Genomic DNA, 24271 nt, shown 5'->3' with positions numbered 1-24271 from the left:
CCCCCTGAAAATCCCCGACGCACATGGAAACAGCCAGCAGCGCCCAGTTCAAGAATCTCTCAAGATCAATATCTGACAGTGCGAGCATGGTCGGAAGAAGAACCGGCGCGCTCGCATGCGCGCTGCTGGTCACACTGGGGGTGATGGGCGTCGTACAGCCGCCCGTCGCGATGAGCCAACAGGGCGTCACACAGCCCGAGACACCGACTGTCCGCGCGAAGCGGACAGGACAGCACGTCGAACTGCCGGAACAGACGTCACCCACGACTCGGGTGTTCGCGGAACCCGACGGCACCTACACCATGGAACAGAACGTGGTGCCGGTCCGCGGGCGCAAGGACGGCGGCTGGGCGCCGATCGACAACACGCTCACGTTCGCCGGCAACTCGACTGTCCAGGCCAAGGTCGGCGCCGTCGCGCAGACGTTCTCCGCGGGCGGCTCCGGGCCGCTCGTCACCATCGCCGATGGAGCCGCGAAGCTCGAACTGACCTGGCCGCGGCCGTTGCCGCGGCCCGAGCTGGCCGGTGACACCGCGATCTATCGAGAGGTCCTGCCCGGCGTCGATCTCAAGCTGCGGGCCACCCGCCAGGGATACGCCAAGGTCCTGGTCGTCAAGGACCGTGCCGCCGCGTCGAATCCCGAGCTGCGCAAGCTCTCCTTCGGACTCAAGTCCGCCGGGCTGACCGTGCGGCGCGAGGCCGATGGCACGGCGAAAGCCTTGGACAAGGCCGGCAAGGAGGTCTTCCAGACCGGCAAGCCGGTCATGTGGGACGCCACGAAGAACCTCAAGCAGATCCCGATCGAGGTCGCCGCCGACCACCTCGCGGTCCTGCCCGACCAGGCGCTGCTCACCGGGCCGGACACCCAGTACCCGGTGGAGATCGACCCGGACTGGACAGTCGGGCGCGCCGCATGGGCCCTGGTCTACGGCTGGCCGGTGAGGTACGCCGGGAACTCGTACTGGTTCGGTGACGGCGACAACATCGCCAAGGTCGGTTACAGCGCATGGGAGGTACCGGCGGTCACGGCCCGCAGCTACTTCCAGTTCGACGTGTCGGGAGTGATCGGCAAGCACGTCCTGAGTGCCGAGTTCAACGCGTTCGAGTTCTACTCGTCGAGCTGTGAGGCGAGACCGCTCGGGCTGCACGAGACCGGCTCGATCAACCCCAGCACGTCGTGGAACAACCAGCCGTGGATCGGCCAGGAACTCGCGCGGGTCAACGTGGCCTATGGCCACGACGCCGGCTGTCCCGGGAAATGGCTGGGCTTCAACGTGATCAATGCGGTGAACAACTCCGTCGCGGGCCGCTCGCCGACGACCACATTGATGTTCAAGGCGGTCGACGAGGGGGACACCTACGCCTGGAAGAAGTTCGACCCGAACAACGTGTCCCTGATCGTCAAGTACAACAGCATCCCGGCGGCGCCGTTGTTCAAGACCACCGACGGCAAGGACTGCACTCTCGTCCCGCAGCAGGCGTACATCTACAACGGCGGCCCCACGCTCAAGGCAAAGCCGACCGACCCGGACGGCGGCAATGTCAAGGTCGAGTTCGAGTGGTACATCAAGGGCGGCGCCTGGAAGGGCAGCACCACCACGCTCAACCAACCGGAGAACACCACGTTCGGGGTCACGATCCCGGCGGGCACGTTCACCGAGGGGCAGACGATATCCTGGCGCGCCAGGACATCCGACGGTATCGACTGGAGTCCGTGGTCGAACGACTGCGACGCCACGGTCGACACGAAGCCGCCGGTGAACCCGCCGATCGTGTCCTCGACGGACTACCCGGAGTTCGGTGTGGGCGGCGGAATCGGCCAGACCGGCGCGTTCACGCTGCAACCCCAGGGTGATGCGGACGTGGTCGCGTACAAATACGCCCTGCACGACGATCCCCAGCAGGTGGTCCAGGCCAAGGCCGACGGTACCGCGACGGCGTTGGTCACGCCGGACACCGACGCCTGGCTCGACTTCTACGCGCGCAGCGTGGACCGGGCCGGAAACGTGGGTCCTGTGCGGAGGTACCACTTCCGGGCCGGTATCGGCAAACCGCCGGTCGGTCTGTGGCGGATGGACAGCTACGCGTTGTCCATGGACGCGCCCGATGGTTCGGGCAACGGCAACCACGGCAAGGTCATACTCAACGGCGCGACTTATCCCGACTGGTCCGTTGGCCGACAAGATGATGCGGTTCACCTGGCCGGCCAGTCCTATGTGAGCACAGCGCGGCCGGCCATCCGTACCGACAACACGTTCACCGTCGCGGCATGGGTGAAGGCGGACCTGCTGGAGAACAACATCTGGCGGACCGCGGTCAGCCAGGACGGCACCGTGATCAGCGCGTTCTTCCTGCAACTGAGCCCGGAACACACCTGGCGGTTCCAGATGACCGACTCCGACTCGGACAACGGGCGGCAGTACGTGGACTCCGACCAGCCCGCGGTGGCCGGCCGGTGGACTCATATCGCCGGCGCGTTCGACAAGTCCACCTCAACGATCTCGCTGTACGTCGATGGGATCAAACAGTCGCGAACCGCACTGCAGAGGGCAACGTGGAACGCCACAGGCGCGACCCAGATCGGCCGTGGGCTGGCGGCCCGCACCAAGTTGGACTTCTTCAAGGGCTCCATCGACGACGTGCGGCTCTACGACCGGCTGCTGTCGCAGAAGGAAATGCACGCCCTGGCCACCATACCCACGGTGGACGAGGCCTTCTACCAGCTGGATGAGAAGTCGGGGACGGGCGTCGCCGACGTGTCCGGCAACAGGCGCCAGGCAACGCTTTCCGGCGGTGCCTCCTGGACTGAGATCTCCGCGGTTGGTGGTGGTGCGCTGCATCTGGACGGCGCGACCGGTCAGGTGACCACCGGAACGCACATCCGCACCGACAACAGCTTCACGGTCGCCGCGCACGTCCGGCTCACCGATGCCAACGAGAAGTGGCAGACGGCGGTCAGTCAGGACGGGCCGAAAGGTTCCGGCTGGGCGCTGCGGTACCGGCCCGACACCAAGGCGTGGTCGTTCGGGTTGTCACCGCAGGACATCGACAACCCCGCGTACATCGACGCGAGCTCGCCGGAACCGGCCCAGGTCGGTGACTGGGTGCAGCTGACCGGTGTCTACGACGAGGCCGATCGCCAGGTCCGGCTGTACGTCAACAGTGTGCTCGTGGCGGCCACGCCGATCCCTGCCGGGACGCGTATCCCAGAGGTCGCCGGTGATCTGGTGCTCGGTCGCGGCCGGGTGGCCGGTGCTTCGGCCCGGTTCTGGGGCGGTGAAATAGACCAGGTCCGTGTGTTCACCGGTGCCCGTACCGAGGACCAGATCGCCGACGACGCCCGCGCTCCCCGGCCGCCCGCGCCATCGCTCTATAGTGGACAGTTCAGTCGCTGGATCACACACGGCTGGGAACACGTCACAAGCAATGACATCGTGCCGCGCGGATACCACTTCGAGGCCCCGCTGGGCTTCCCGGCGCCGGCGGGCGCACCCAACACCAGGATGCTGTACTCGTGCATCTCGGGAACGGACGAGTTCACCTCAACGGATCCGGCCTGTGAGGGCAAGCGCGTGCTCGGTGAGCTCGGCCGCGTCTACACCACGGTTCCCGCCGGCGTAGCCGGATTCGCGCTGTACCGCTGCGCCGAGAAAACAAAGGGCGAACTGTTCGTCTCGCCGCACGCCGACTGCGAAGGGATCGACGCCACCCAGCAGGGCTTGCTGGGCTACTCCAGGGCGTACAAGTACCTGACGCGGTACCGGGAGCTGGACGGCGCCGGCGAGCTGCGCTCCACCGCGCACATGACGACCGGCGACTATCGCGCCGAGTCCTCGCTCGGCGTCGTGGCCAACTTCGGCACGCCCGGTGGGCACGGGCTGGTGTCCTGCCGCAACGGCAGCGACTACTTCCTGTCGAACCAGGCGGACTGCGAGGGCAAGCAGGCCGTCGAGTGGACCGCGACAGTGTGGGACGTGCCGACAGGCGCTGCCACGGTCGAGCTGTTGCGGTGCAAGGCAAGAGGCACAAACGAGTTGTTCGAGTCGGTCGACCCGGGCTGCGAGGGCGGGACAGTCGACCGCAGCCTCGGTTATGTGATGCCGAATCCGGAGGGGATCCCACAGTGAGAAGACACAGATCCGGCGCGCTGGTACTGAGTACCGTGCTGGCCGCCACCTTGCTGGCGGCGACACCGTCAGCATGGGCGGCGACAGTGCAACCCAAGAAGGCACAGGAGGTGAAGTCCGTAGCGGGCGGCGCCATACCGGTCAAGCCGCTCACCGCGAGCACCGCGCAGGAGTTCAAGGCGCCTACGGTGACGTGGCCGGCGGCTGGAACCGCCGAAGTCTCGATGGCGCAGGCCAGAACCAGCGCCGTGCAGGCAGGCAACCTGCCGGTTCGCGTCCAGGGGGCGGACGCGGGGTCGGTCAAGGTGGAGGTGCTCAGCCAGGACGAGTCAGCCAAAGCCGGTGTGCAGGGCGTGATGGTCCGGCTCAGCCGCCCCGCCGCCCTGAAAGCCGCTGCGCCGCTAGCGCTTTCGGTCGACTACAACGGTTTCCGGTACGCGTACGGCGGCGACTGGGCTTCTCGGTTGCGGTTCGTCCCGCTGAACGGGGCGCCGGCGACCGGTTCGGTACGCAACGACTTCAACAACGGCGTGCTGACTGCCGAGGTTCCGGCCGGAGCGACGGCGGCCACCTACGCTGTGGCCGCAGCCGCTGAAGGCGCGACCGGCGACTACAAGGCAACTTCGCTATCGGCGTCCGACGAATGGCAGGTCTCGCAGCAGTCCGGTGCCTTCAGCTGGAGCTATCCGCTGCGCGTTCCACCGGTCGCGGGCGACCTGGTGCCGCAGCTGAAGGCGGCGTACGACTCCGGCTCGGTCGACGGCCGGGTGGCCACCAGCAACAACCAGACCTCCTCGCTGGGCGAGGGCTGGGACATGTCGTCGTCCGGTTTCATCGAGCGCGGCTACAAGGCCTGCGCCGAGGACCCCGGCAACCAGGGCAGCACCAAGACCGGCGACCTGTGCTGGGCCACGGACAACGCGACGCTGTCCATGGAAGGCCACAGTGGACCGTTGGTGTACGACCCGGTGGGCAGGTTCTGGCACCTGAAGAACGACGACGGCAGCCGGATCGAGCATCTCTGGGACACCGACGGCACCGACAACGGCGATGACAACCGCGAGTACTGGCGGCTGACCACGCCCGACGGCACCCAGTACAACTTCGGGCTGAACAAGATCCCCGACGGCCGTCCGGACAGCAACTCGGTGTGGACGGTTCCGGTCGCGGGCAATGGTGACGGCGAACCGTGCAACAAGTCCACGTATGATGCCTCGTTCTGCAAGCAGGCGTACCGCTGGAACCTCGACTACGTCAAGGACCGGCACGGCAACACGATGAGCTACACCTACGAGCAGGAAACCAACAAGTACGGTCGTAACCTCGGCAAGACCGTGGACACGTACACGCGCGGCGGCAACCTGCTCCGCATCGAGTACGGCACGCGCGCAGGCGTTGCCGGTGAAGCGCCTGCCAAGGTCGAGTTCACGTTGTCCGACCGTTGCCTCAACGGCCCCGCATGCACCACGAAGACCCCGGCGAACTGGCCGGACGTGCCGTGGGACCGCGACTGCCCAGGGACCACGTGCGGCGACAAGTGGGCTCCGACGTTCTGGTCGACCAAACGGCTGACCGCGATCACCACGTACATCAAGGGTGCGTCCGAAGGTGTGGAGCGGTGGTCGTTCGACCACAGCTACCCGACGCCCGGTGACAACACCAGCCCTGCCCTGTGGCTCAAGGGAATCGGGCACACCGGCTTGGTGGGTGACGACATCACGCTGCCCGCGGTGACGTTCGTCGAGGACCCGATCGAGAAGGGTAACCGGGTCGACGGCACCCAGGACGGCTTCCCGCCGACCAACAAGAACCGGATCATGACCATCAACAACGGATCCGGCGGCCAGATCTCGGTGAAGTACAAGGAGACCAACTGCACGGCCGGGTCTCCGCCGAAGAAGGACGACAACCCGTTGCGTTGCTTCCCGGTGCGGTGGGCAATGGACGGGGGAGAGCCGACCGACGACTGGTTCCACAAACGAGTGGTCGAGTCGGTCGCGCTGATCGACCGCGTCGGTGGCGCACCGACCCAGTTCACCAGCTACGACTACGACGGCAACGCGGCTTGGGCGTACCGCGACGACCCGTTGGTCGACCAGAAGTACCGCACCTGGAGCGACTGGCGCGGGTACGCGAAGGTCACCGTGCGCAAGGGCGACCCGAAGAACCCGGGCAACAAGATCGAGAGTGCCACGACGTACCGGTACTTCCGCGGTATGAACGGCGACAAGCTGGCAGGCGGCGGCACGAAACCACCGGTCAAGGTCGACGGCATCGACGACGACCCGCAGCTCAGCGGCTTCCTGCGGGAGCAGATCGCCAACGATGGCGCGGGTGGGGCCGAAGTGGCCGGCACGGTCAACAAGCCCTGGTTCAAGCAGACCGCCGCGTTCGGGAACCTGAAGTCGCACATCGTGAAGATCGGCGACACCTACGACCGGTCCGCGCTGGAGGGAGGCGCGTTCCGGCGAGTGGAAACCCACACCACGTTCGATGACATCGGGCAGCCGTTGACAGTCAACGACCTCGGTGACATGGCCGACCCGAACGACGATCAGTGCGCAACGAACACGTACGTCAAGAACGTCGGCGCCTGGATCCTGTCGTTGCCCCGTACGGTCACCAAGGTCGGCGTCGCGTGCGGCGCTACACCGACGTACCCGCAGGACGCGATCAGTGACGTGCAGTCGTACTACGACAACTTGCCTCTTGGCCAAGTGGACAAGGGCAACGTGACCACCCTGAAGGAGTTGGCCAAACACAACGGCACTCCTGAGTACGTCATGACCAAGCGTGCCGAGTACGACGACTACGGCCGGGAAACGAAGACCATCGACGCGATGGATCGTGAGTCCACGACGGTGTACACGCCGGACACGGGCTTCGCGACGACCGTCACCAACACCAACGCGCTCGGTCACGTGACCACGACGAAGTTGAACCCTGCATACGGCTCGACGGAATCCGTCGAGGACCCGAACAAGAACCGGAGTGACACAACCTACGACTCCCTCGGCAGGCTTGTCGCAGTCTGGACTCCGGGCCGCAACAAGGCGTCCGGCCAGGGCGCGACTGTCCGCTTCGGATACAAGATCCGGGACGACGGCGCGTCGTGGGTGACCACGGAGAAGCTCAAGCCGAACTCCAACTACGTCACCACGATCCAGCTCTACGACGGCTTCATGCGGGACCGGCAGACGCAGGCGCCGAGCCCGCAAGGCGGCCGTGTGCTGACTGACAAGTTGTATGACACGCGTGGCCTGCTAGCCGCGACGAACGCGTCGTACTACAACCTTTCCGCGCCAGACAAGAACCTGTTCGGGCCCGAGGAGAACCAGATCCCGAACCGGACAGTCGTCACGTACGACGGCGCCGAGCGTAAAACCAAGGAGACCTACGAGAAGCTGAACCTGCCACAGTGGGCGACGACTACCGCCTACAGCGGTGACCACATCACGGTCACTCCGCCGCAGGGCGGTATCCCGACCGCGACGTACACCAACGCCCGCGGCCTGACCACCGAGGTCCAGCAGTTCGCCGACGGCGGCGTCACCACGACGAAACGGTCCTACACCAAGGCCGGTGAACTGGCGAAGATCACCGACGCGGTGAACAACGTCTGGACCAACGAGTACGACGTGGCCGGCAAGCGGATCAAAACGGTCGACCCCGACAAGGGCGAGGCCACCACGACCTACAACGCCAACGGCGAAGTAGTGACCACAAAGGACGCTCGTGGCCAGGTCACCTGGCGCAAGTACGACAAGCTGGGCAGGCAGACCGAGCTGCGCAAGGACTCGGAGACCGGCGACCTGCTGGCCTCCTGGACCTACGACACAGTCAAGGGCCAGCTCAGCTCGACGACCCGGTATGTCGGCACCAAGAAGTACGTCAACTCCACGACCACCTACGACGCCGCCTACCGGCCCGTCGACGTGGCGGTGACCGTTCCGGATGACGAGGGCGACCTCAAGGGCACCTTCAACACGCACACCGAGTACCTGGCCGACGGCAGCATCGCCTCGATCGTGCTGCCCAAGCTGAGTAACGAGATGCTCAGCGAGACCCTGGTCTACACCTACGACTCGCTCGGCATGCCGAAGACCCTCAAGGCGAACGGCACGCAGATCGTCAGCGCGGCGACCTACACCGCGCTTGGCGAGTTGACGCAGCTCCAGCAGGGCCCGGACGGCAAGAGGGCCTGGCAGACCTCGTACTACGAGGAGGGCACCCGCAGGCTCTCGGACACGCTTGTCGAGCGGGAGACCAACACCGATGTACAGACCGACCAGGCCGTCTACTCCTACGACCCGATCGGCAACGTCAAGAAGATCGAGACCAAGACCGCGGGCGCGGTGCTGGATCGCCAGTGCATGGCTTACGACGGCATGCGCAGGCTCCGTGAGGCGTGGACGTCCACTTCGGACTGCGCCGCGCCGGGAGCGGCGATCGGTGGCCCGGCGCCGTACTGGAACAGCTACCAGCCGGACGCCATCGGCAGGCGGACTTCCCAGACGCAGCACGGGATCAACGGCGTCGCGGACACCGTGACCACGACGACCTACCCCGCGGCGGGACAACCGCAGCCGCACGCACCGGAGACGGTGTCGGTCAGCGGACCCGCCCGTCGCACGGCGGCGGCGCCAGGTGAGTTCGACTACGACTCTGCTGGCAACACGGTCAGCAAGCCCAGTGCCAGTGGGGCCCAGACCTACACATGGGACCTCGAAGGGCAGCTGTCGTCCGTGACCAACGCGGGCGTGAAGACGGAATTCGTCAACACGCCGGACAACACCCGGCTGCTCGCCAAGCAGCCCAACGCGGCGACCTTGTACCTGCCCAGTGGCGAGGTCAAGCTGGACAACGCGACCAAGAAGCTGACCGGAACCAGGTACTACATGTTCGGCGGCGCCGTCGTCGCCGCGAAGACGGGTAGCTCGCTGAGCTACGTGACCCCGGACCACCAGGGCACGGGCACGTTGTCAGTGAACGCGGACTCGCTGGTGTTCAGCAAGCGACGGTTCGACCCGTTCGGGGTGGCTCGTGGCACGACAGCGGCCTGGCCCACAGCTCAGGGCTTTGTCGGCGGCAAGGCCGATCCGGCCACCGGCCTGACCAGGCTCGGGGTGCGGGACTACGACCCGGCACTGGGCAAGTTCATCTCGGTGGACCCGTTGCTGAACGACGAGAGCCCGCAGCACCTGGACGCATACACCTACTCACGCAACAACCCCACCACGTTCAGCGACCCAAGCGGGGAGATGGACTGGGAAGAGCAGAAGTCGATGCTGGCGTTGAAGCTGGACTCGCAGGGCCGTCGTGAGGACGCCAACCGCGTGCGCCAGCAGATCGACGCCCGGCGCAACGCCCCGGTGACCAACGGCGGTCGTGAACAGGCCATCCCGGTCGGCAAGCGGGGAACGACGAACGCCCAGCGCGCCCGTGCCAAGTACGAGCACGAGATGTCCGAGTTCCGCAAGAAGCAGGCGATCGCCCGCGAGCGGGCGCGCACAGCGGCCAGGGAGATCAACAAACTGGCCGGGCGGCACGTCGTGCAGGAGGATGGCGACTACAGCAGCATTTGGACAGGTATCGGGTCCGGTTCCGTGTGCATGTCCGGCACGGCGGGCTCGACCCCCATCGCGGTCGCCCGCGAAGAATGCATCAACTTCGACGAAGTGGGCATTACCTACAGCAACCAGTACAAGGCCGGCTTCCAGGTGGGAGCCGGATTCGCGGCCGACATGATCTCCAGGGTCAACGCCGAGAAGGCAGACCAGATCGCGTCCGGGGTGACCCTCTCCGCCGAGGCGGGTATCAAGGTTCACATGGGCCCAGGTGTCGACTTCTCGCACGAGTGGGAGGTCAATTCGGATGAGGAATGGAGCGATTCGGCCCAGGGCGGTGCCGGCTTCGGCGCTCAGTTGAGCATTGCCTCGGGCTGGGTCAACGCCGGCTACAACTCGGGCTACGTCATCCGGTGGGACGGGAACTATCCCGTGAAGCCCCGGCCGGACGGCCCGACGGCGAAGTGCCACCCGACCCTGTGTTAGCGATCAGGAACTGACCTGAAGGACCCAGCTGGCGTCGGTGACGAACACGAGTTCGTTGCCGGCGCCGGCTGCGACATTGGCGATCCGCTGTACCTCGACGTCGGTCAGCTGGTCACCTGCGGTGGGCAGGTGCAGCGTGTACGCGTACTGCTCGCCTGCCTTGAAGATCGCGGTCCGGCCCTGCTGCTGGCTGCCGTCGGCGGCCCGGTACTTGAAGACCACGACCCATGGTGCCTCGGCGACCTGGGACGGCACCGAGATGTTCAACGGCTTGCCGCCGGGCACCGGCATCGCGCCCTGGGCTTCGGGGAAACCGTCGCACTGGTCGGCTTCCTGCCGGCAGTACTGCGACGGGTTCAGCCGGACCGTCTTCCCGTCGGCGAAGAAGGTGACCTCGGGCGGATGTGGCGCGGAGCAACCCGCGAGCAGCAGCCCGCCTGCCACCAGCGAAGCGATTCCCATTCGGCGCACGGCCCTGAGGTTACGGGGACTGCGGGCCAGGCGGGGTGGTCCGGCGAACCACGTTGAGCAGGGACGATCCGCGGGTCGCCAGGACCGTCTGGGCCAGACCGGCGCCGAGTATCAGCGAGATCACCAGGAAGCCGACCCACAATGTGGTCGGCAGCAGCACGCCGAGCGCACCGCCGAACACCCAGCCGAGCTGCAGCACGGTCTCCGAGCGCCCGAAGGCGGACGCGCGGGAGGCTTCCGGCAGGTCGTGCTGGATCACCGCGTCGAGGCTGTTCTTGGCGAGCGCCGCGGCAGTGGCCGCGATCAGGCTGACGATCGCCATGGTGCCGATGCCCGGCAGGATGGTCGCCACGACAGTGGCCGTCACACAGGCGATCACGCAGCCGAGCACCATCTGGTCGGGCCGGGCGACGAGCAACCGCGTGCCGATGGCGTTGCCGCCGAAGCTGCCGACACCGGCGGCCGCGGCGATGATGCCCAGCAACAGCAGCTGCTGGAACGGCGCGCCCTCGGTCTCCGCACGCACCGCGAACGCCGAGAACATCATCAGGAACCCGGTGAGCACCTTGACGGTTCCGTTCGCCCACAACGAGATCACCACGTGCTGGCCCATCGGCTGGCGTTTGGCCTTGACCGGCGTTGCCGACAGGCTGGCCGGCACCTCGCCTTCGGTGACCTCGACCCATGCCGGGATGCGCATGCCCTGCACGGCACCGACAACACAGATGATCGCGGTGAACCAGAGCGCGCCGGGGGAGCCGAACAACTGCGTCAGACCAGCCGCGATACCGCCGAAGACCATGCCCGCGGCCAGGCCGAACACCGTCAGCCGGGCGTTGGTTTTGGACAGGGTTATGTCCGGAGGCAGCACTCTGGGCGTGACGGCGGCCTTGAGCACGGTGAACGATTTGGACAGCACCATCTTGCCCAGCGCCGCCGGGTACAGCAGCCACGTCTCGAAGTTCGTGGCCATCATGATGCACATCAGCGCCTGGCCCGCCGAAGCCACGCACATCGCCAGCCGGCGGCCACGCTGGATCTTGTCCAGCGCGGGTCCGATGACCGGTGCGACCAGGGCGAACGGCGCGACGGTGATCAGCAGGTAGAGGGCGATCTTGCCTTTGCTGCTGTCGGCGTCCGCGGCCGCGAAGAACAACGTGTTGGCCAGCGCGACAGCCATGGCCGCGTCGCTGGCGTAGTTGAGCATCGTCGCGTACGTCAACGACGTGAGACCGGATTTGTCAGCGCCATCCGCATTGGCTGCGCGCTTGAACGCGTGCACAGCCTGCTGCGTCAACTGCTTGCTGCGTAGCGCGGCGACGCGGGTGACCGTCAGCTTCTTGGGCATAGGCGCGCCGCCGACAGGCCGCGGCAGGACAGCTGCTTCAGAGCCGTGCTCAGCCTGCGGCTCGTCGTAGTACTCGTGTGGTCCCGTCTGGCCGCTGCGCGCTACGGGCCAGCCGTCCGGACCGTAGCGGTCGGACGGTGGGGGAGACGGCTCACGCCTGATCGGCGTGGTCGGCAGGTACTCCTCCGGCATGGGCGGCGGCTGCCGCCTTGGTGACGGAGGTGGCGGTGGAGGTGCCTGTCGCGGCGGAGGCGGAGGCTGGGCGCCGAACTGCTGCGGCTGCCGCGCTGTCCATTTCCGCCCCTTGCGGTCCGCGCCAGCCCTGGCAGGGCGGTCCCTGCCTTGGTTGTCGTCAGACCCCGAACGAAGCACTCCTCCATCCTGCCGCAAAGCCGGGACCGGCACACATGGAGATACCTACTGGGCCGTGACGAACTTCACCCGGAACATCTTGGGCCAGAGCTTGCCGGTGACCAGGAACTCGTCGGTGCCCGGGACCGCGGCGATGCCGTTGAGCACGTCCGCGCCGGACCGCTCCTCCGGCGTCAGCAGCCCGGCGAGGTTGATTCTGGCGTTGACCTGGCCGGATGCCGGATCGATCCGCACCACTTCATCGGTCTGCCAGATGTTCGCGTAGACCCCGTTCGCCGTGCATTCGAGCTCGTTGATCTGGGTCACCGGGGTCTCGCCGTCGTGCACACGGACCTCGCCGACCGGATCGAACGTCTCGGGGTCACGGAAGGTGAGCTTGTCGGAGCCGTCACTCATCACCAAACGCTGCCCATCCAGGCAGAGACCCCAGCCCTCACCGGTGTACGGCACGCGCTTGATCTCGGCCAGCGTCGCCTTGTCCCGCTGGATGGCGACCTGGTTCTTCCAGGTGATCTGCCAGATCTTGGAGCCGGCCACGGTCACGCCCTCGCCGAACAGCTCCGGCGACAGGTTGATCTTCTTCTCCACCTGCGCGGTGGACGGGTCGACAGCCCGCATGCTCGACTGCCCCTCCAGGCCGGTGCCCTCGTAGAGCACGTTCCCGGACAGCTCGAGGCCCTGGGTGAACGCCGACTTGTCATGCGGAAGGACCGCGATCACTTCGGCCCGCATGGCCGTCGCCCGGGACCCGGACACCGGGCCAGGGGCGGCGTTACTGCTACATGCGGCGAGTAAAACGCACGTGCTGATAACAAGGAGCACCTTCACGCGGGAAGCCTGACACGCGTGGTGCACAATCTTCGTGATGAGCACGACGCCCGCACCCGACCCCGCCCTCGCCGGCGCGCTGGAACTCGCGCGCGCCGCGGCCGTTGAAGAAGCCGGTGACGAGGTTGGCGCGCACGCGGGCGTCCACCCCGAGGACGCCGCTTCGGTGACGCATCTCTTCGAGGCGAACAAACCCGGATATCGCGGCTGGCGCTGGGCGGTGACGGTCGCCAACGCGGGGCCGGAAACCCCGGTGACGGTCAGCGAGGTCGTGCTTGTGCCCGGCCCGGACGCGCTCGTGGCGCCGGCCTGGGTGCCGTGGCAGCAGCGTGTGCAGGCCGGTGACCTTGGTGTCGGCGATCTGCTGCCGACCTCGCCGGACGACCCGCGGCTGGTGCCCGCGTATGTGCAGTCCGACGACGAAGGCGTTGAGGACGTCTCCATGGAACTCGGCCTCGGCCGGGTCCGGGTGATGGCCCGGCCGGCCCGGCTGGACGCGGCGACCCGCTGGCAGACCGGCGAGTTCGGCCCCCGGTCGGACATGGCTCGCAGCGCCCCCGAGCACTGCGGCACCTGTGCCTTCTACCTCCAGGTCGGTGGCTCGTTGCGGGCCGCCTTCGGAGTGTGCGGCAACGAGATCTCACCGGCCGACGGGCACGTGGTGCACGTCGAGTACGGCTGCGGCGCGCACTCCGAGCTGCAGATCGACCAGGGCTCACCGGTTCTGGTCGCCGACCTGATCTACGACGACTCCCTGCTCGATGTCGAGCGGGCCTCGGCAGAGTGAGCGCCGACCCCTTCGGCACACAGCGGTTACGCGAGGCTGTGCTGTCGGCTTGGAGCGCGTCGCCCACGCGGTTCCGCGAGGACGCCAACGCTGAGGAAGACCTGCGGCTGGGCGCGTACAAGGACCGTCTGCTGGTCGAGCTCGCCCAGAACGCCGCGGACGCCGCCAGTTTCGGCGGCGCACTGCGTCTGTCCATCGTGGACAACGAACTCCGGGTGGCCAACACCGGCACCCCCCTGGACGCCGACGGTGTTGCGGCGCTGGCCTCGCTGAGGGCGTCAGCCAAGCGGGACACCGGCACGGTCGGCCAGTTCGGTGTCGGCTTTTCTGCCGTGTTGTCGGTGAGCGACGAACCCGAGGTGGTCTCCAAGACCGGCTCGGTCCGGTTCTCCGCCCAGCGCACGCGAGAGATCCCAGAGCTTTCGAAGCACGTCGCCGAGCGGTCCGGCCAGGTCCCGGTGCTGCGCCTGGTCTGGCCATCCGACGCGACGGTTGTCGAAGGTTTCGACACCGAGGTCCGGCTGCCGCTACGGCCGGAAATCGACCCCGAGGCGTTGCTGGCGGGTTTCCGGGAGCAGGCACCTGACCTGCTGCTCGCGTTACCGGGCCTCGCCTCGATCGAGGTCGACGGCTCGAAGTGGACCAGCACCGACGCCGGGGACACGGTCGTACTGACCGGCCCGGAGGGCGTGACCCGCTGGATGCTTCGCCGCGCCTCTGGAAAACTCTCCGACACAGCGGGTCTCGGCCTGGAGACGAGTCCTGAATGGACAGTCTGCTGGGCTGTCCCGGTCTCCGACTCCGGTGTTCCGGTGCCGCTGGCGGAGGACGTGCTGCACGCGCCCACACCGACCGACGAGCGCCTTTCGTTGCCCGCCAGGCTGATCGCGAGCCTGCCGATCGAGCCGTCCCGTCGCCGGGTGATGTCCGGCCCGGCGGTGAACGAGGTGCTCGCCGAGGCGGCCAAGCTCTACCCGTCGCTGGTCTTCGGCATCACCGAGATGCACCGCACAGCCTTGGTCCCGGTCCCAGGCTTCCCTCGATCCGATGTGGACTCCCTCCTCCGGGAGAAGATGATCGCGGAGCTTCGCACGCAGGCGTGGCTGCCTGGCGTGACGGAGTCGCTCACACCGGCTTCCGCGCGAGTGCTGGAGATCCCGTCCGACGACTTGGCGGACCTGCTGTCGGACGTCGTGCCGAACCTGGCCGCGGCCAAGCTGGCCGAGCCGGAGCACGCGCATGCCTTGGCAGCGTTGGAGATCTCGCGCCTGCGCGCGCCGGAGATCGTCGCCGCCGTGACCGGGATCGACCAGCAACCCGACTGGTGGCGCCGACTCTATGCGGCCATCGCGCCGTTCGCCGAGAACGACAGCACAATCCGGGACAATCTCAGCGGTCTGCCGGTCCCCTTGGTGGACGGCCGCACCCTGCCAGGCCCGCGCGGCACCTTGCTCGCCGACGAACCCGAGTTCTTGTCCGATTTGGACGTTCCCGGGCTTCGGCTGGTGCATCCTGACGCTGTCCACCCTTTGCTGGAGCGTCTGGGCGCCCGGCACGCGGGCGCTTCCGAGCTGCTGGATTCCTTGCAGGAGGCCGTTGAGCGCAGTGTCGCGGACGCTTCCGCCGGGTTGATCGTCTCAGGCCTGGCGCATGCCGTGCTCGGGCTTGTCGGCCAGGCCGGCGGTCGTCCGTGGCTGAAGTCGTTGGCGCTGCCTGATGTCGAAGGCGACTGGCGACCCGCGGACGAGCTTGCCGTGCCCGGATCACGGTTCTTGGCGGTGCTCGCTGAGGATTCACCGCTGGGCTTGCTGGACCCCGAGTTCGCCGAACGCTGGTCAGCCGACGTGCTGTCCGCGGTCGGTGTGCTGACAGGTTTCGCGGTGATCGTGGACGAGGAACCGATCGGCCCCGAGCACGACCTGGCCGACGAGGACGAATGGTGGTCCTTCGGCGAGGAGCCCAAACGCGTCGTGGCAGTCCGCGACCTGGACCTCGTCGCCGACGACAAATGGCCGGACGCATTGCGCCTGCTCGCCCTGGAACCGGCAACATGGCGCGCATTGCAAGAGCCTGGCGGCTACACAGCCTGGTGGATCTCCCGTTACGCGGCGCTGGACGGACGCGCGCCCCGACAATGGCGCACTGCCAACGCTTCTGAGCTCATCGGCCTGTACGACCCACTGCCGATAGACCTCGGCGACGAACTAGCCGCCGCAGCCGGCGTCCGAACCAGTTTGTCCATAAAGGATGCATCCGACGCGGTAGATCTGTTGGACCGCCTCGGCGACCCAGAACGCAACGTCCCGCACGGGGTATCCCTGCGAGCGCACACAGCCTTGGCAGGCTCCGTCGACCCCAGCGAGCTCGACGCCCCCGAACGAGTCCGCGTCCTCTCCGGCGACGCCGTACAAGCCGACGACTGCGTTGTCCTCGACGCCCCTTGGCTCCTGGCCGTGCTCCCGCCCGAGCGAGTAGTCGCCGCCCTCGACGACGACGTCGCCGAACAGCTGGCAGAGCTACTGGACCTCCCCCTGGCCTCCGAGGCAGCCGGCGACGTAACCGGCGGCGACCTCGTACCGTGGGCAGAGCTAGGGGCAGTAGTCGTGGCCGCCGAGCTACTCGGTTTCGATCTCCCACTCGAGGGCGTCATCGTCCACGACCAGTTGACAGCCGACGGCCAGCACGTGCACTGGTGGGTCGACCGCCAGAGCCGCATCCACTGCGAGGACACCCCCGACGGCCTGGCCCGCGCCCTGGCCTGGGCCTCAGACCGCTGGATCGACCGCCACGTAATCCACGCCATCCTGGACAACCCAGACCCCCGCACTGTGCTGTCCTGACTTTTCGCTTGAACGCGCCACAGTCTGTATCCAGTAGCGTCCTCCCGGCGCTGACGCGCTTTTACCTCGAAGGGCTCGGTAACCGGGGGCTCTTTCGCGTCCGGGGGTGCTGACCGGGCACGCCGGACCTGGGCGGGTTTGCCTTGGGGTATATGTGTCAGTTGACACATACGGTCTGGGGAACGAGGGCTACGGTGGCGGTCGGCATGCGGGTGCTGCGCCAGACGGGTCACGGTATGTGCATTGTGGACGGTCTGCTGAATGTGCTTGCCCGGACCGGGGAGCTGGGCAAGCATCGGATGTTCTGTGGGCGGGGTGTGCCCGGCCTGGTGGTCTGCTGTCCGCGTTGGGGAGCGGCATGACGAGGCCGCTCGTGGGGATCGACGAGGTCGACCTTCCCAAGTGGACGCAGGTGGATCAGCAGGTGGCGAAGGCAGGGCTCTGGCATACGATCAGGGCTCTGCCTGCCGGTATTCGTATTGTCGTTGGTCTGGCTTGGCGTGCTTCTCGTCGGCTTACGTTGCTCACGGCTGTGCTTTCTCTTGCGGCGGGCTGTGTGACGGCGTTCGGTGTGCTTGCCACTGCGGATGTTCTTACGACTCTGTTGGCGGAAGGGCCGACGCCGGATCGGGTTGTTGCCGCGTTGCCGGCAGTTGGTTGGGTTGTGGGGTCGTTCGCGTTTCGGGCTTTGCTTGATTCGGCTGGGAATGCTGCTCAGGCTTTGTTGCGGCCGCATGTTGAGCAGACTGCGCAGCAGGAGGTTCATGCTGCGGTTGCTCGTGTCGAGCTTGTTGCGTTCGAGGACAGTGACTACGCGGATCTGCTACGGCAGTGCATGACCATGGGGGTTCGCAGTATCGAGTCGAGTATCAGCGCGATCGCGAATGTCGGCGGCTCGTTGGTTTACCTTGCCGCGTCGGTGATCTCGGCCGGTGTGCTGCATCCGATCCTGGCTCCGGTTGTGATGCTGGCCGTCGTTCCGAATCTGTGGGCTTCGGCTCGAGCCGCGAAGCTTGCGTATGCCTCTTATCTGGCAACGATTGCGCGGTCTCGGCGGCTCAGTGTTGCCAGCGGGCTGCTGACTGATCGCGAAACCGCTGCGGAGATGCGTGCGTCGACTGCCGGCTCGGCATTGCTGGCCGAATACGGCCGGATCAGTGACGCGCTCACCCGTGAAGCAGTCCGGGTCGCGCTCGCGCAGACGCGGGTCCGGTTGACAGGCCGGATGATGGCAGGCATTGGGACCGGAGGTGGTTACGCCATCCTCGGATTGCTGCTGTACGTCGGTTGGCTCGCGTTGCCGCTGGCAGGCACTGCTGTTGTGGCGATGCGGCTGGCTACTTCGGCGTTGACCAGCACCATGATGGGCATCAAGAACCTTTACGAGGACACGCTTTATGTGAACCTGTACACCCGCTTGCTGGACATGACCAGGTCCCGTACGCGGCCTGCAGTGCCAAGGCAGGTGGCGGCTCCCGAGCTGATCACGGTGGAAGCAGTCGGCTTCAGCTATCCGGGCCAGGACGAACCCGCGCTGCGAGACGTGTCCCTGACCATTGCCAAAGGCCAGGTCGTGGCGTTGGTGGGGGAGAACGGCTCCGGCAAGAGCACACTCGGCAAGCTGATCACCGGCCTGTACCAGCCGACGTCAGGCCGGGTCTGCTGGGACGGCGCCGACCTGGCGGAGATCGACGAGGAGGCTGTGTACCAGCGAATCGCGCTCGTTTCCCAAGACCCCGCCCGCTGGCCGATGACTGCCTACGACAACATCCGAATGGGCCGGATCGACCGCGAACACGGCCTCTCAGTGGCCGACGCGGCCCGAGAATCAGGCGCCGACCAGGTGATCGCCGAACTGCCCGACGGCTACCAGACACTGTTGTCCAGACTCTTCAGCTCCGGCCGCGACCTTTCCGGCGGCCAATGGCAACGAATCAGCGTGGCCCGCGGCATCTACCGCGATGCCCCGGTCCTGGTGGTCGACGAACCCACCGCCGCCATGGACGCTCGCGCCGAACACGAGGTCTTCGAATCCCTACGCAGGCTGGGCGCGGGCGGCCGGACCACAATCCTCATCACCCACCGCTTGGCCAACGTGCAGCACGCCGACCAAATCGTGGTCCTCGACCACGGCCGCGTCACCGAACACGGCAGTCACCAGGAACTAATGGCCCTCGACGGCACCTACGCGAGCCTCTTCACCCTGCAAGCCTCCGCGTACGCCCCTGCCGAGTTCTGAGGTCACACTGGAGCCGCACTATCAGAGGCCCTGTTGGGCGGTTTTGGAGCCGCGGCGGGCGGCGCTGCGTTGCCACGTCATGATGGCCATGCCGATCCCGCCGAGGACTATGCCGGTGAAGGCTGTCCAGGCAAGGATGCTGGGGCCGGTGAACAGGGCGACGACGAGAATGCCCAGCCACAGGATGTTGCCGACGATCACGATCTGCCACAGGTCGACCAGGCGGGCGGGCGGTGGCGGGGGTGCCGGAAGTGACTTTCCGGTTTCTTCTGGCGTTTCGGGTTCCTGGTTGGACGGCACGTCAGGGAGGCTACCGGCATGGCCGACACCGACACCCGACGCAACACGCTCGACCGGTTCTTCAAGATCAGTGAGCGGGGCTCGACCACGGGCCGGGAGATCCGTGGCGGGCTCGTCACGTTCGTCACGATGGCCTACATCGTGGTGCTCAATCCGCTGATCATCGGCAGTTTCGCGGCCGACAGCCCGTCGGCGCACCGCGACATTCTCGGCGACATCCTGCCGGTCAGCCAGGTCGCGGCGGTCACCGCGCTGGTCGCGGGTGTGATGACCATCCTGTTCGGGATGATCGCGAACTATCCGTTCGCGCTGGCCACCGGCCTGGGCATCAACAGCCTGGTCGCGGTCACCATCGCGCCGCAGATGACCTGGCCGGAGGCGATGGGCCTGGTCGTGCTGAACGGCCTGATCGTGATGGTGCTCGTGCTCACCGGGGTGCGGACGGCTGTGTTCAACGCCGTGCCGCACCAGCTGAAAGCCGCGATCGCGGTCGGCATCGGCCTGTTCATCACGTTGATCGGCCTGGTCGACGCCGGTTTCGTGCGGCGCATCCCGGACGCGGCCAACACGACCGTGCCGGTCGGTCTTGGCATCTCCGGGTCGATCGCGTCCTGGCCGACCCTGGTGTTCGTGATAGGCCTGCTGGTCACCGGCATTCTGGTGGCCAAGAGGGTCAAGGGCGCGATCCTGATCGGCGTGCTGTTCTCGACGGTGTTCTCGATCGTGCTCGAAGCGATCGTGAAGGCCGGGCCGTCGGCGGGCGTGAACCCGAAGGGCTGGAACCTGGGCTATCCCGCCATGCCCGACCAGGTCTTCGACCTGCCGGACCTGTCGTTGCTCGGTGACTTCTCGTTCGGCGCGTGGAGCCGGGTGCCCGCGATCACGGCGGCTCTGCTGGTTTTCACCCTGGTGCTGACGGACTTCTTCGACTCGGTCGGCACGATGACCGGGCTGGGCAAGGAAGCCGGCCTGATCGACAAGCAAGACCAGTTGCCCGGCGTCGGCAAGGCCCTGTTCGTCGACTCCCTGGGCGCGGTCGCCGGTGGTGCGGCGTCCAGCAGCTCCAACACGGTCTACATCGAGTCCGCGTCGGGCATCGCCGAGGGTGCGAGGACCGGCCTGGCCAACGTGGTCACCGGCTTGCTGTTCATCATCGCGATGTTCTTCACACCGCTGTACCAAGTCGTGCCGGTCGAGGCTGCCGCGCCCGCACTGGTCGTGGTTGGTGTGCTGATGATGGCGCAGATCAAGGAGATCGATTTCGACGACTTCTCGATCGCGTTGCCGGCGTTCCTCACGATCGTCGTGATGCCGTTCACGTATTCAATCGCCAACGGCATCGGCGCGGGCTTCATCAGCTTCGTGATCCTGCGCCTGGTTTCCGGTCGTGCCAGGACAATCCACCCGCTGATGTGGGTGGTCGCGGTGGCGTTCGTGGCGTACTTCGCGGTGGGCCCGATCCAGGCCGCGATCGGGTGACCGCATTTACATACCAGCGGGTATGTAAATCATGAGGTATGCTAAGTATGTGTCCGGTTCCGCTGACGACCGCTCGCTGACCAGCCGTCTCAGGCTGTCGGTGATGCGGCTGAACAGACGGTTGCGGGCACAGCGGACAAACGCGTCGGTCACGTTGAGCCAGATCTCGGCGCTGTCGAGCCTGCACAAGTGCGGCCCGATGACGCCCGGCGAGCTCGCGGCGCGGGAAGGCGTGCAGCCGCCCTCGATGACGAGAGTGATCAGCGCCCTGGAGGACCTGGGTTACATCAGCAAACGGGCCCACCCCAACGACGGCCGTCAGGTGATCGTCGAACTGACCGGGCAAGGCCTGAGCTACATCGAGGCCGACATCTCCGCCAGGGAGGCCTGGCTGGACGCGCGTCTGTCCGAATTGGACGAGTCCGAGCGGGAGACACTCACCCGCGCGGCCGAGATCATCGACAGGATGGCGGGGCAATAAAGAGGTGCTGACAGAGGCGGGTGGGACCCGAGGGAAGACAACCACAGTCGACTCAGACCTACCTCCGCCACCGACACCTCCCAAGCAGGGCACCTTCTCGTCCTTACGGATCCGCAACTACCGTTTGTTCTTCTCCGGCCAGGTGATCTCCAACGTCGGCACCTGGATGAACCGGATCGCCCAGGACTGGCTCGTCTTCACGCTGACCGGCAACAACCCGGTCGCCCTGGGCATAGCGGCCGCGCTGCAGTTCGCGCCGACGCTCTTCCTCTCGCTCTACGCGGGTGTCCTGGCCGACCGGCTCGACAAACGCAAGCTGCTGATCGTCGTGCAGACCGCGATGGCCGGATGTGCTGTGACACTGGGCGTTCTGGACGTCACCGGGACTGTCCAGCTCTGGCACGTCTACGCGCTGTGCTTCATCTTCGGTTGTTTCGTGGCGATCGAAACCCCGGTGCGGCAGTCATTCGTGGGTGAGATGGTCGGGATCGGCCAGTTGACCAACGCGGTCGCGCTGAACTCCTCCTCCTTCAACCTGGCACGTGTCGTCGGCCCGGCCGTTGCCGGTGTGCTGATCATCTGGGTCGGCACCGGCATGGTCTTCCTGATCAACGCGGCGACCACGGCGGCGGTGATCACCGGGTTGTTCATGATGCGGCCTTCGGAGCTGCAACGCGGTCCTCGCGTTCCACGGGCGAAAGGCCAGTTGCGGGAAGGGCTTCGTTACGTCAAAGGCCGGACTGACCTGGTCGTGGTGCTGACGCTGGTGTTCTGCGTGAGCACCTTCGGGATCACCTTCTTCACGACCCTGGCGATCATGGCCGCCAACGTCTTCCACAAGGAAGCCGACGGCTACGGCCTGCTGTCCACCATGCTCGCGGTCGGAACACTCGCCGGTGCTCTGCTGGCAGCGCGGCGCAGCTTCAACGGCAAGCCACGGATGCGGATGCTGTTCGGGTCGGCGCTGTTGTTCGGGGTGCTCGAGATCGGGGCCGGTCTGATGCCGACCTACCTGAGCTTCGCGCTCGCCCTGATTCCGGTCGGCCTGGCCGTGATGACGTTCATGACAACGGCCAACACAACCGTGCAGCTGTCGGTCAGCCAGGAGATGCGCGGTCGCGTCATGGGCCTGTACATGCTGCTCTTCCTGGGTGGCAACCCCATCGCCGGCCCGATGACAGGCTGGCTCGCCAACGAGTTCGGCGGCCGGTCACCACTGATCGTCGGTGGCGCCACGGCCATCCTCGCCGCAGTCATCCTGGGCATCGTTCTTCGGTGGCGCACCAAGGTGGAGAACGCCGCCGTGTGACGCCTTGCGGCTACGGCGCAGCGTGAGGGGTGCCCCCAAAGTGGCTTTCGGAGCGTCCAGCGCTCCCAACGCCACTTTGGGGGCAAACTCAGACTCTTGCGGAGTTAGTGAGGGTAGGCTAACCTCATACTTGTCCGCTTCGTGGTGGGAGCGGCAGTCAGTTCGGGAACAGTGAAAGCCCCGGCCAGCAGGCCGGGGCTTTCACATTTCCTCGGCAGCTTCGCTTGTCGGAGCATCCGCTGCCAGGGGTTCTAGGCCTGCGGGACGCGCAGGCCGTTGAGTCCGTTGCGGGCGTCGACGAAACGGGCGTTGACGTCCTCCCAGTTCACGACGTTCCAGAGGGCGTTGATGTAGTCCGCCTTCACGTTGCGGTACTGCAGGTAGTAGGCGTGCTCCCAGACGTCGAAGGCCAGCAACGGGGTGGTGGCGATCGACAGGTTCGCGTGGTGGTCCTTGAGCTGCTGGGTGAGCAGGCGCTGGCCAACCGGGTCCCAGGACAGGATTCCCCAGCCGGAGCCCTGGATCGTGGTCGCCGCCGCGTTCAGCTGGGCGCGCAGCTTGTCGAACGAGCCGAAGAACTCGTCGATCGCGGCCGCCAGTTCACCGGTCGGCTTGTCGCCGCCGTCGGGGCTCAGGTTCTTCCACCACACCTGGTGCAGGGAGTGGCCGGCCAGGTTGAAGGCCAGCGTGGTCTCCAGGCCGACGATCGAACCGAAGTCCGCCTTGTCGCGAGCTTCGTCGATCTTCTCCAGGGTGTCGTTGGCACCCTTGACGTAGGCGGCGTGGTGTTTGCCGTGGTGCAGCTCGTTGATCTCGCCGATGATCGCCGGCTCGAGGTCGCCGTAGTCGTAGTCCAGGTCCGGCAGGACGTACGGGGCCATCGGCCCTCCTTACGGGTAGGTGTTGCAAGTATCTTCTACTTGCAACCTACTCGCAATAAGAGGGCCGGCGGGGCGCGATCATGATCACCCTCAGGACATGGAATACCTGGGCATGTCCTTGGCGAGAGCGCTGAAGATGCCGACATTCAGCTCGTACGCCCGGATGCTCTCCATGATCACGCGCTTGCGTTCCTGTGCGTCCCAGGGCGCGGTGTTGAGCAGCTCGCGGTAGTTGTCCCGGAACTTGGGCGCGCTGGGGATCTGGTCGAAGACGTAGAACATCGAGCCGGGCCCGGTCACGCCGTGCAGGTTCTTCAGCTTGTGCCGGATGACCTGGCCACCGGCGATGTCACCGAGGTAGCGCGTGTAGTGGTGCGCCACGAACCCGCCGGACCAGGTGAAGGCGACCTCGCGGATCCGTCCGCAGTACTCCTCGGTCGCGGGCAACGGCGAGATCGCCGACTCCCACGCCGGTCCGAAGTAGAAGGCCATGTCCTGGCGGAGCGCGGGCTGACGTGTCAGCTCGTCGAACACGAACTTGCCGCCGACCGGGTCGTCGCGCATCGCCTCGGCGGCTTCCTCGATCGCCGAGTACACGTAGTAGAGCTGGCTGGCCAGCGCGGCGAACGCGTCCACGCTGAGCTCTCCGCCCAGCAGTGCCGAGATGTACGGCGAGTGGTTGGCGGTCTCGTGGACCGGCATCGTCGCAGCTCGCAGGGTTTCCGAGAACGTCGGGCTCATGCTCACGTCTCCTTT

At 66.4% G+C, this 24271-nt stretch carries 15 protein-coding genes; 9 read left to right on the top strand and 6 right to left on the bottom strand.

Going from position 1 to position 24271, the window contains the following annotated elements:
* The first annotated feature begins 86 nt into the window (after window positions 1-86).
* Window positions 87-4127 carry a LamG-like jellyroll fold domain-containing protein gene (locus JOF56_RS07745; RefSeq protein WP_209635889.1) on the top strand — a complete coding sequence of 1347 codons (4041 nt, stop codon included), beginning with the start codon at window positions 87-89 and terminating at the stop codon, window positions 4125-4127.
* Window positions 4124-10180 carry an RHS repeat domain-containing protein gene (locus JOF56_RS60015; protein ID WP_209635887.1) on the top strand — a complete coding sequence of 2019 codons (6057 nt, stop codon included), beginning with the start codon at window positions 4124-4126 and terminating at the stop codon, window positions 10178-10180. The genes JOF56_RS07745 and JOF56_RS60015 overlap by 4 nt, the downstream gene beginning before the upstream one ends.
* A gap of 3 nt (window positions 10181-10183) precedes the next feature.
* Here the strand turns inward: JOF56_RS60015 and JOF56_RS07735 are convergent, their stop codons facing one another.
* From JOF56_RS07735 to JOF56_RS07725, 3 genes are read right to left on the bottom strand one after another with little or no spacing between them, the layout of a single operon-like run.
* The gene (locus tag JOF56_RS07735; protein WP_245379203.1) at window positions 10184-10642 is read right to left on the bottom strand and encodes a DUF2771 family protein; all 459 of its coding nucleotides are present in this window, start codon (window positions 10640-10642) and stop codon (window positions 10184-10186) included.
* A gap of 19 nt (window positions 10643-10661) precedes the next feature.
* Entirely contained in the window at window positions 10662-12371 is a 1710-nt protein-coding gene (locus tag JOF56_RS07730) for an MFS transporter (RefSeq protein ID WP_307854969.1), read from the bottom strand.
* Between the two features lie 45 nt (window positions 12372-12416).
* Complete coding sequence (locus JOF56_RS07725) at window positions 12417-13226, bottom strand: glutaminyl-peptide cyclotransferase (RefSeq protein WP_372448368.1); 810 nt, start codon at window positions 13224-13226, stop codon at window positions 12417-12419.
* Window positions 13227-13236: 10 nt separating this feature from the next.
* Between JOF56_RS07725 and JOF56_RS07720 the strand changes: the two genes are divergently transcribed.
* From JOF56_RS07720 to JOF56_RS07705, 4 genes are all read left to right on the top strand, one after another.
* Window positions 13237-13986 (top strand): DUF3027 domain-containing protein, encoded by a 750-nt coding sequence (locus JOF56_RS07720; RefSeq protein ID WP_209635882.1) that lies wholly within the window; start codon window positions 13237-13239, stop codon window positions 13984-13986.
* Window positions 13983-16826 (top strand): sacsin N-terminal ATP-binding-like domain-containing protein, encoded by a 2844-nt coding sequence (locus tag JOF56_RS07715; protein WP_209635879.1) that lies wholly within the window; start codon window positions 13983-13985, stop codon window positions 16824-16826. Before JOF56_RS07720 ends, JOF56_RS07715 begins: the two co-directional genes overlap by 4 nt.
* Before the next feature lie 194 nt (window positions 16827-17020).
* Window positions 17021-17188 (top strand): hypothetical protein, encoded by a 168-nt coding sequence (locus JOF56_RS07710; protein ID WP_209635877.1) that lies wholly within the window; start codon window positions 17021-17023, stop codon window positions 17186-17188.
* Window positions 17185-19065: an ABC transporter ATP-binding protein gene (locus JOF56_RS07705; RefSeq protein WP_209635875.1), complete on the top strand. Its 1881-nt coding sequence runs from the start codon at window positions 17185-17187 to the stop codon at window positions 19063-19065. Before JOF56_RS07710 ends, JOF56_RS07705 begins: the two co-directional genes overlap by 4 nt.
* A 21-nt stretch (window positions 19066-19086) precedes the next feature.
* Here the strand turns inward: JOF56_RS07705 and JOF56_RS07700 are convergent, their stop codons facing one another.
* A complete protein-coding gene (locus JOF56_RS07700) occupies window positions 19087-19365 on the bottom strand; it encodes a DUF2530 domain-containing protein (protein ID WP_209635874.1) in 279 nt (92 codons plus the stop codon).
* 18 nt (window positions 19366-19383) lie between these two features.
* Here JOF56_RS07700 and JOF56_RS07695 point away from each other — a divergent pair, with 18 nt between their 5' ends.
* From JOF56_RS07695 to JOF56_RS07685, 3 genes are read left to right on the top strand one after another with little or no spacing between them, the layout of a single operon-like run.
* On the top strand, window positions 19384-20844 hold the full coding sequence (locus tag JOF56_RS07695; protein ID WP_209635872.1) for an NCS2 family permease: 1461 nt from the start codon (window positions 19384-19386) through the stop codon (window positions 20842-20844).
* Between the two features lie 31 nt (window positions 20845-20875).
* The gene (locus JOF56_RS07690; RefSeq protein ID WP_209635871.1) at window positions 20876-21325 is read left to right on the top strand and encodes a MarR family winged helix-turn-helix transcriptional regulator; all 450 of its coding nucleotides are present in this window, start codon (window positions 20876-20878) and stop codon (window positions 21323-21325) included.
* 4 nt (window positions 21326-21329) lie between these two features.
* Window positions 21330-22634: an MFS transporter gene (locus JOF56_RS07685; protein ID WP_372447845.1), complete on the top strand. Its 1305-nt coding sequence runs from the start codon at window positions 21330-21332 to the stop codon at window positions 22632-22634.
* A gap of 251 nt (window positions 22635-22885) precedes the next feature.
* On the opposite strand, the gene JOF56_RS07680 is transcribed toward JOF56_RS07685, so the two are convergent.
* Both JOF56_RS07680 and JOF56_RS07675 read right to left on the bottom strand, forming a co-directional pair.
* Window positions 22886-23515: a superoxide dismutase gene (locus JOF56_RS07680; RefSeq protein ID WP_209635869.1), complete on the bottom strand. Its 630-nt coding sequence runs from the start codon at window positions 23513-23515 to the stop codon at window positions 22886-22888.
* 90 nt (window positions 23516-23605) lie between these two features.
* A complete protein-coding gene (locus tag JOF56_RS07675; protein ID WP_209635867.1) occupies window positions 23606-24256 on the bottom strand; it encodes a biliverdin-producing heme oxygenase in 651 nt (216 codons plus the stop codon).
* Between the last annotated feature and the right edge of the window lie 15 nt (window positions 24257-24271).

The sequence above is a fragment of the Kibdelosporangium banguiense genome (assembly GCF_017876405.1).
GTDB classification, from domain to species: domain Bacteria; phylum Actinomycetota; class Actinomycetes; order Mycobacteriales; family Pseudonocardiaceae; genus Kibdelosporangium; species Kibdelosporangium banguiense.
The sequence above is the reverse complement of the archived record's forward strand: the minus strand, read 5'-3'. Positions and strand labels throughout refer to the sequence as shown.

Excerpts from the sequence above, each read along its gene's own strand:
- JOF56_RS07745 (WP_209635889.1), top strand. The coding sequence starts at position 87 with ATGGTCGGAAGAAGAACCGGCGCGCTCGCATGCGCGCTGCTGGTCACA.
- JOF56_RS07735 (WP_245379203.1), bottom strand. The coding sequence starts at position 10,642 with ATGGGAATCGCTTCGCTGGTGGCAGGCGGGCTGCTGCTCGCGGGTTGC.
- JOF56_RS07720 (WP_209635882.1), top strand. The coding sequence starts at position 13,237 with ATGAGCACGACGCCCGCACCCGACCCCGCCCTCGCCGGCGCGCTGGAA.
- JOF56_RS07705 (WP_209635875.1), top strand. The coding sequence starts at position 17,185 with ATGACGAGGCCGCTCGTGGGGATCGACGAGGTCGACCTTCCCAAGTGG.
- JOF56_RS07695 (WP_209635872.1), top strand. The coding sequence starts at position 19,384 with ATGGCCGACACCGACACCCGACGCAACACGCTCGACCGGTTCTTCAAG.
- JOF56_RS07690 (WP_209635871.1), top strand. The coding sequence starts at position 20,876 with ATGAGGTATGCTAAGTATGTGTCCGGTTCCGCTGACGACCGCTCGCTG.
- JOF56_RS07680 (WP_209635869.1), bottom strand. The coding sequence starts at position 23,515 with ATGGCCCCGTACGTCCTGCCGGACCTGGACTACGACTACGGCGACCTC.
- JOF56_RS07675 (WP_209635867.1), bottom strand. The coding sequence starts at position 24,256 with ATGAGCCCGACGTTCTCGGAAACCCTGCGAGCTGCGACGATGCCGGTC.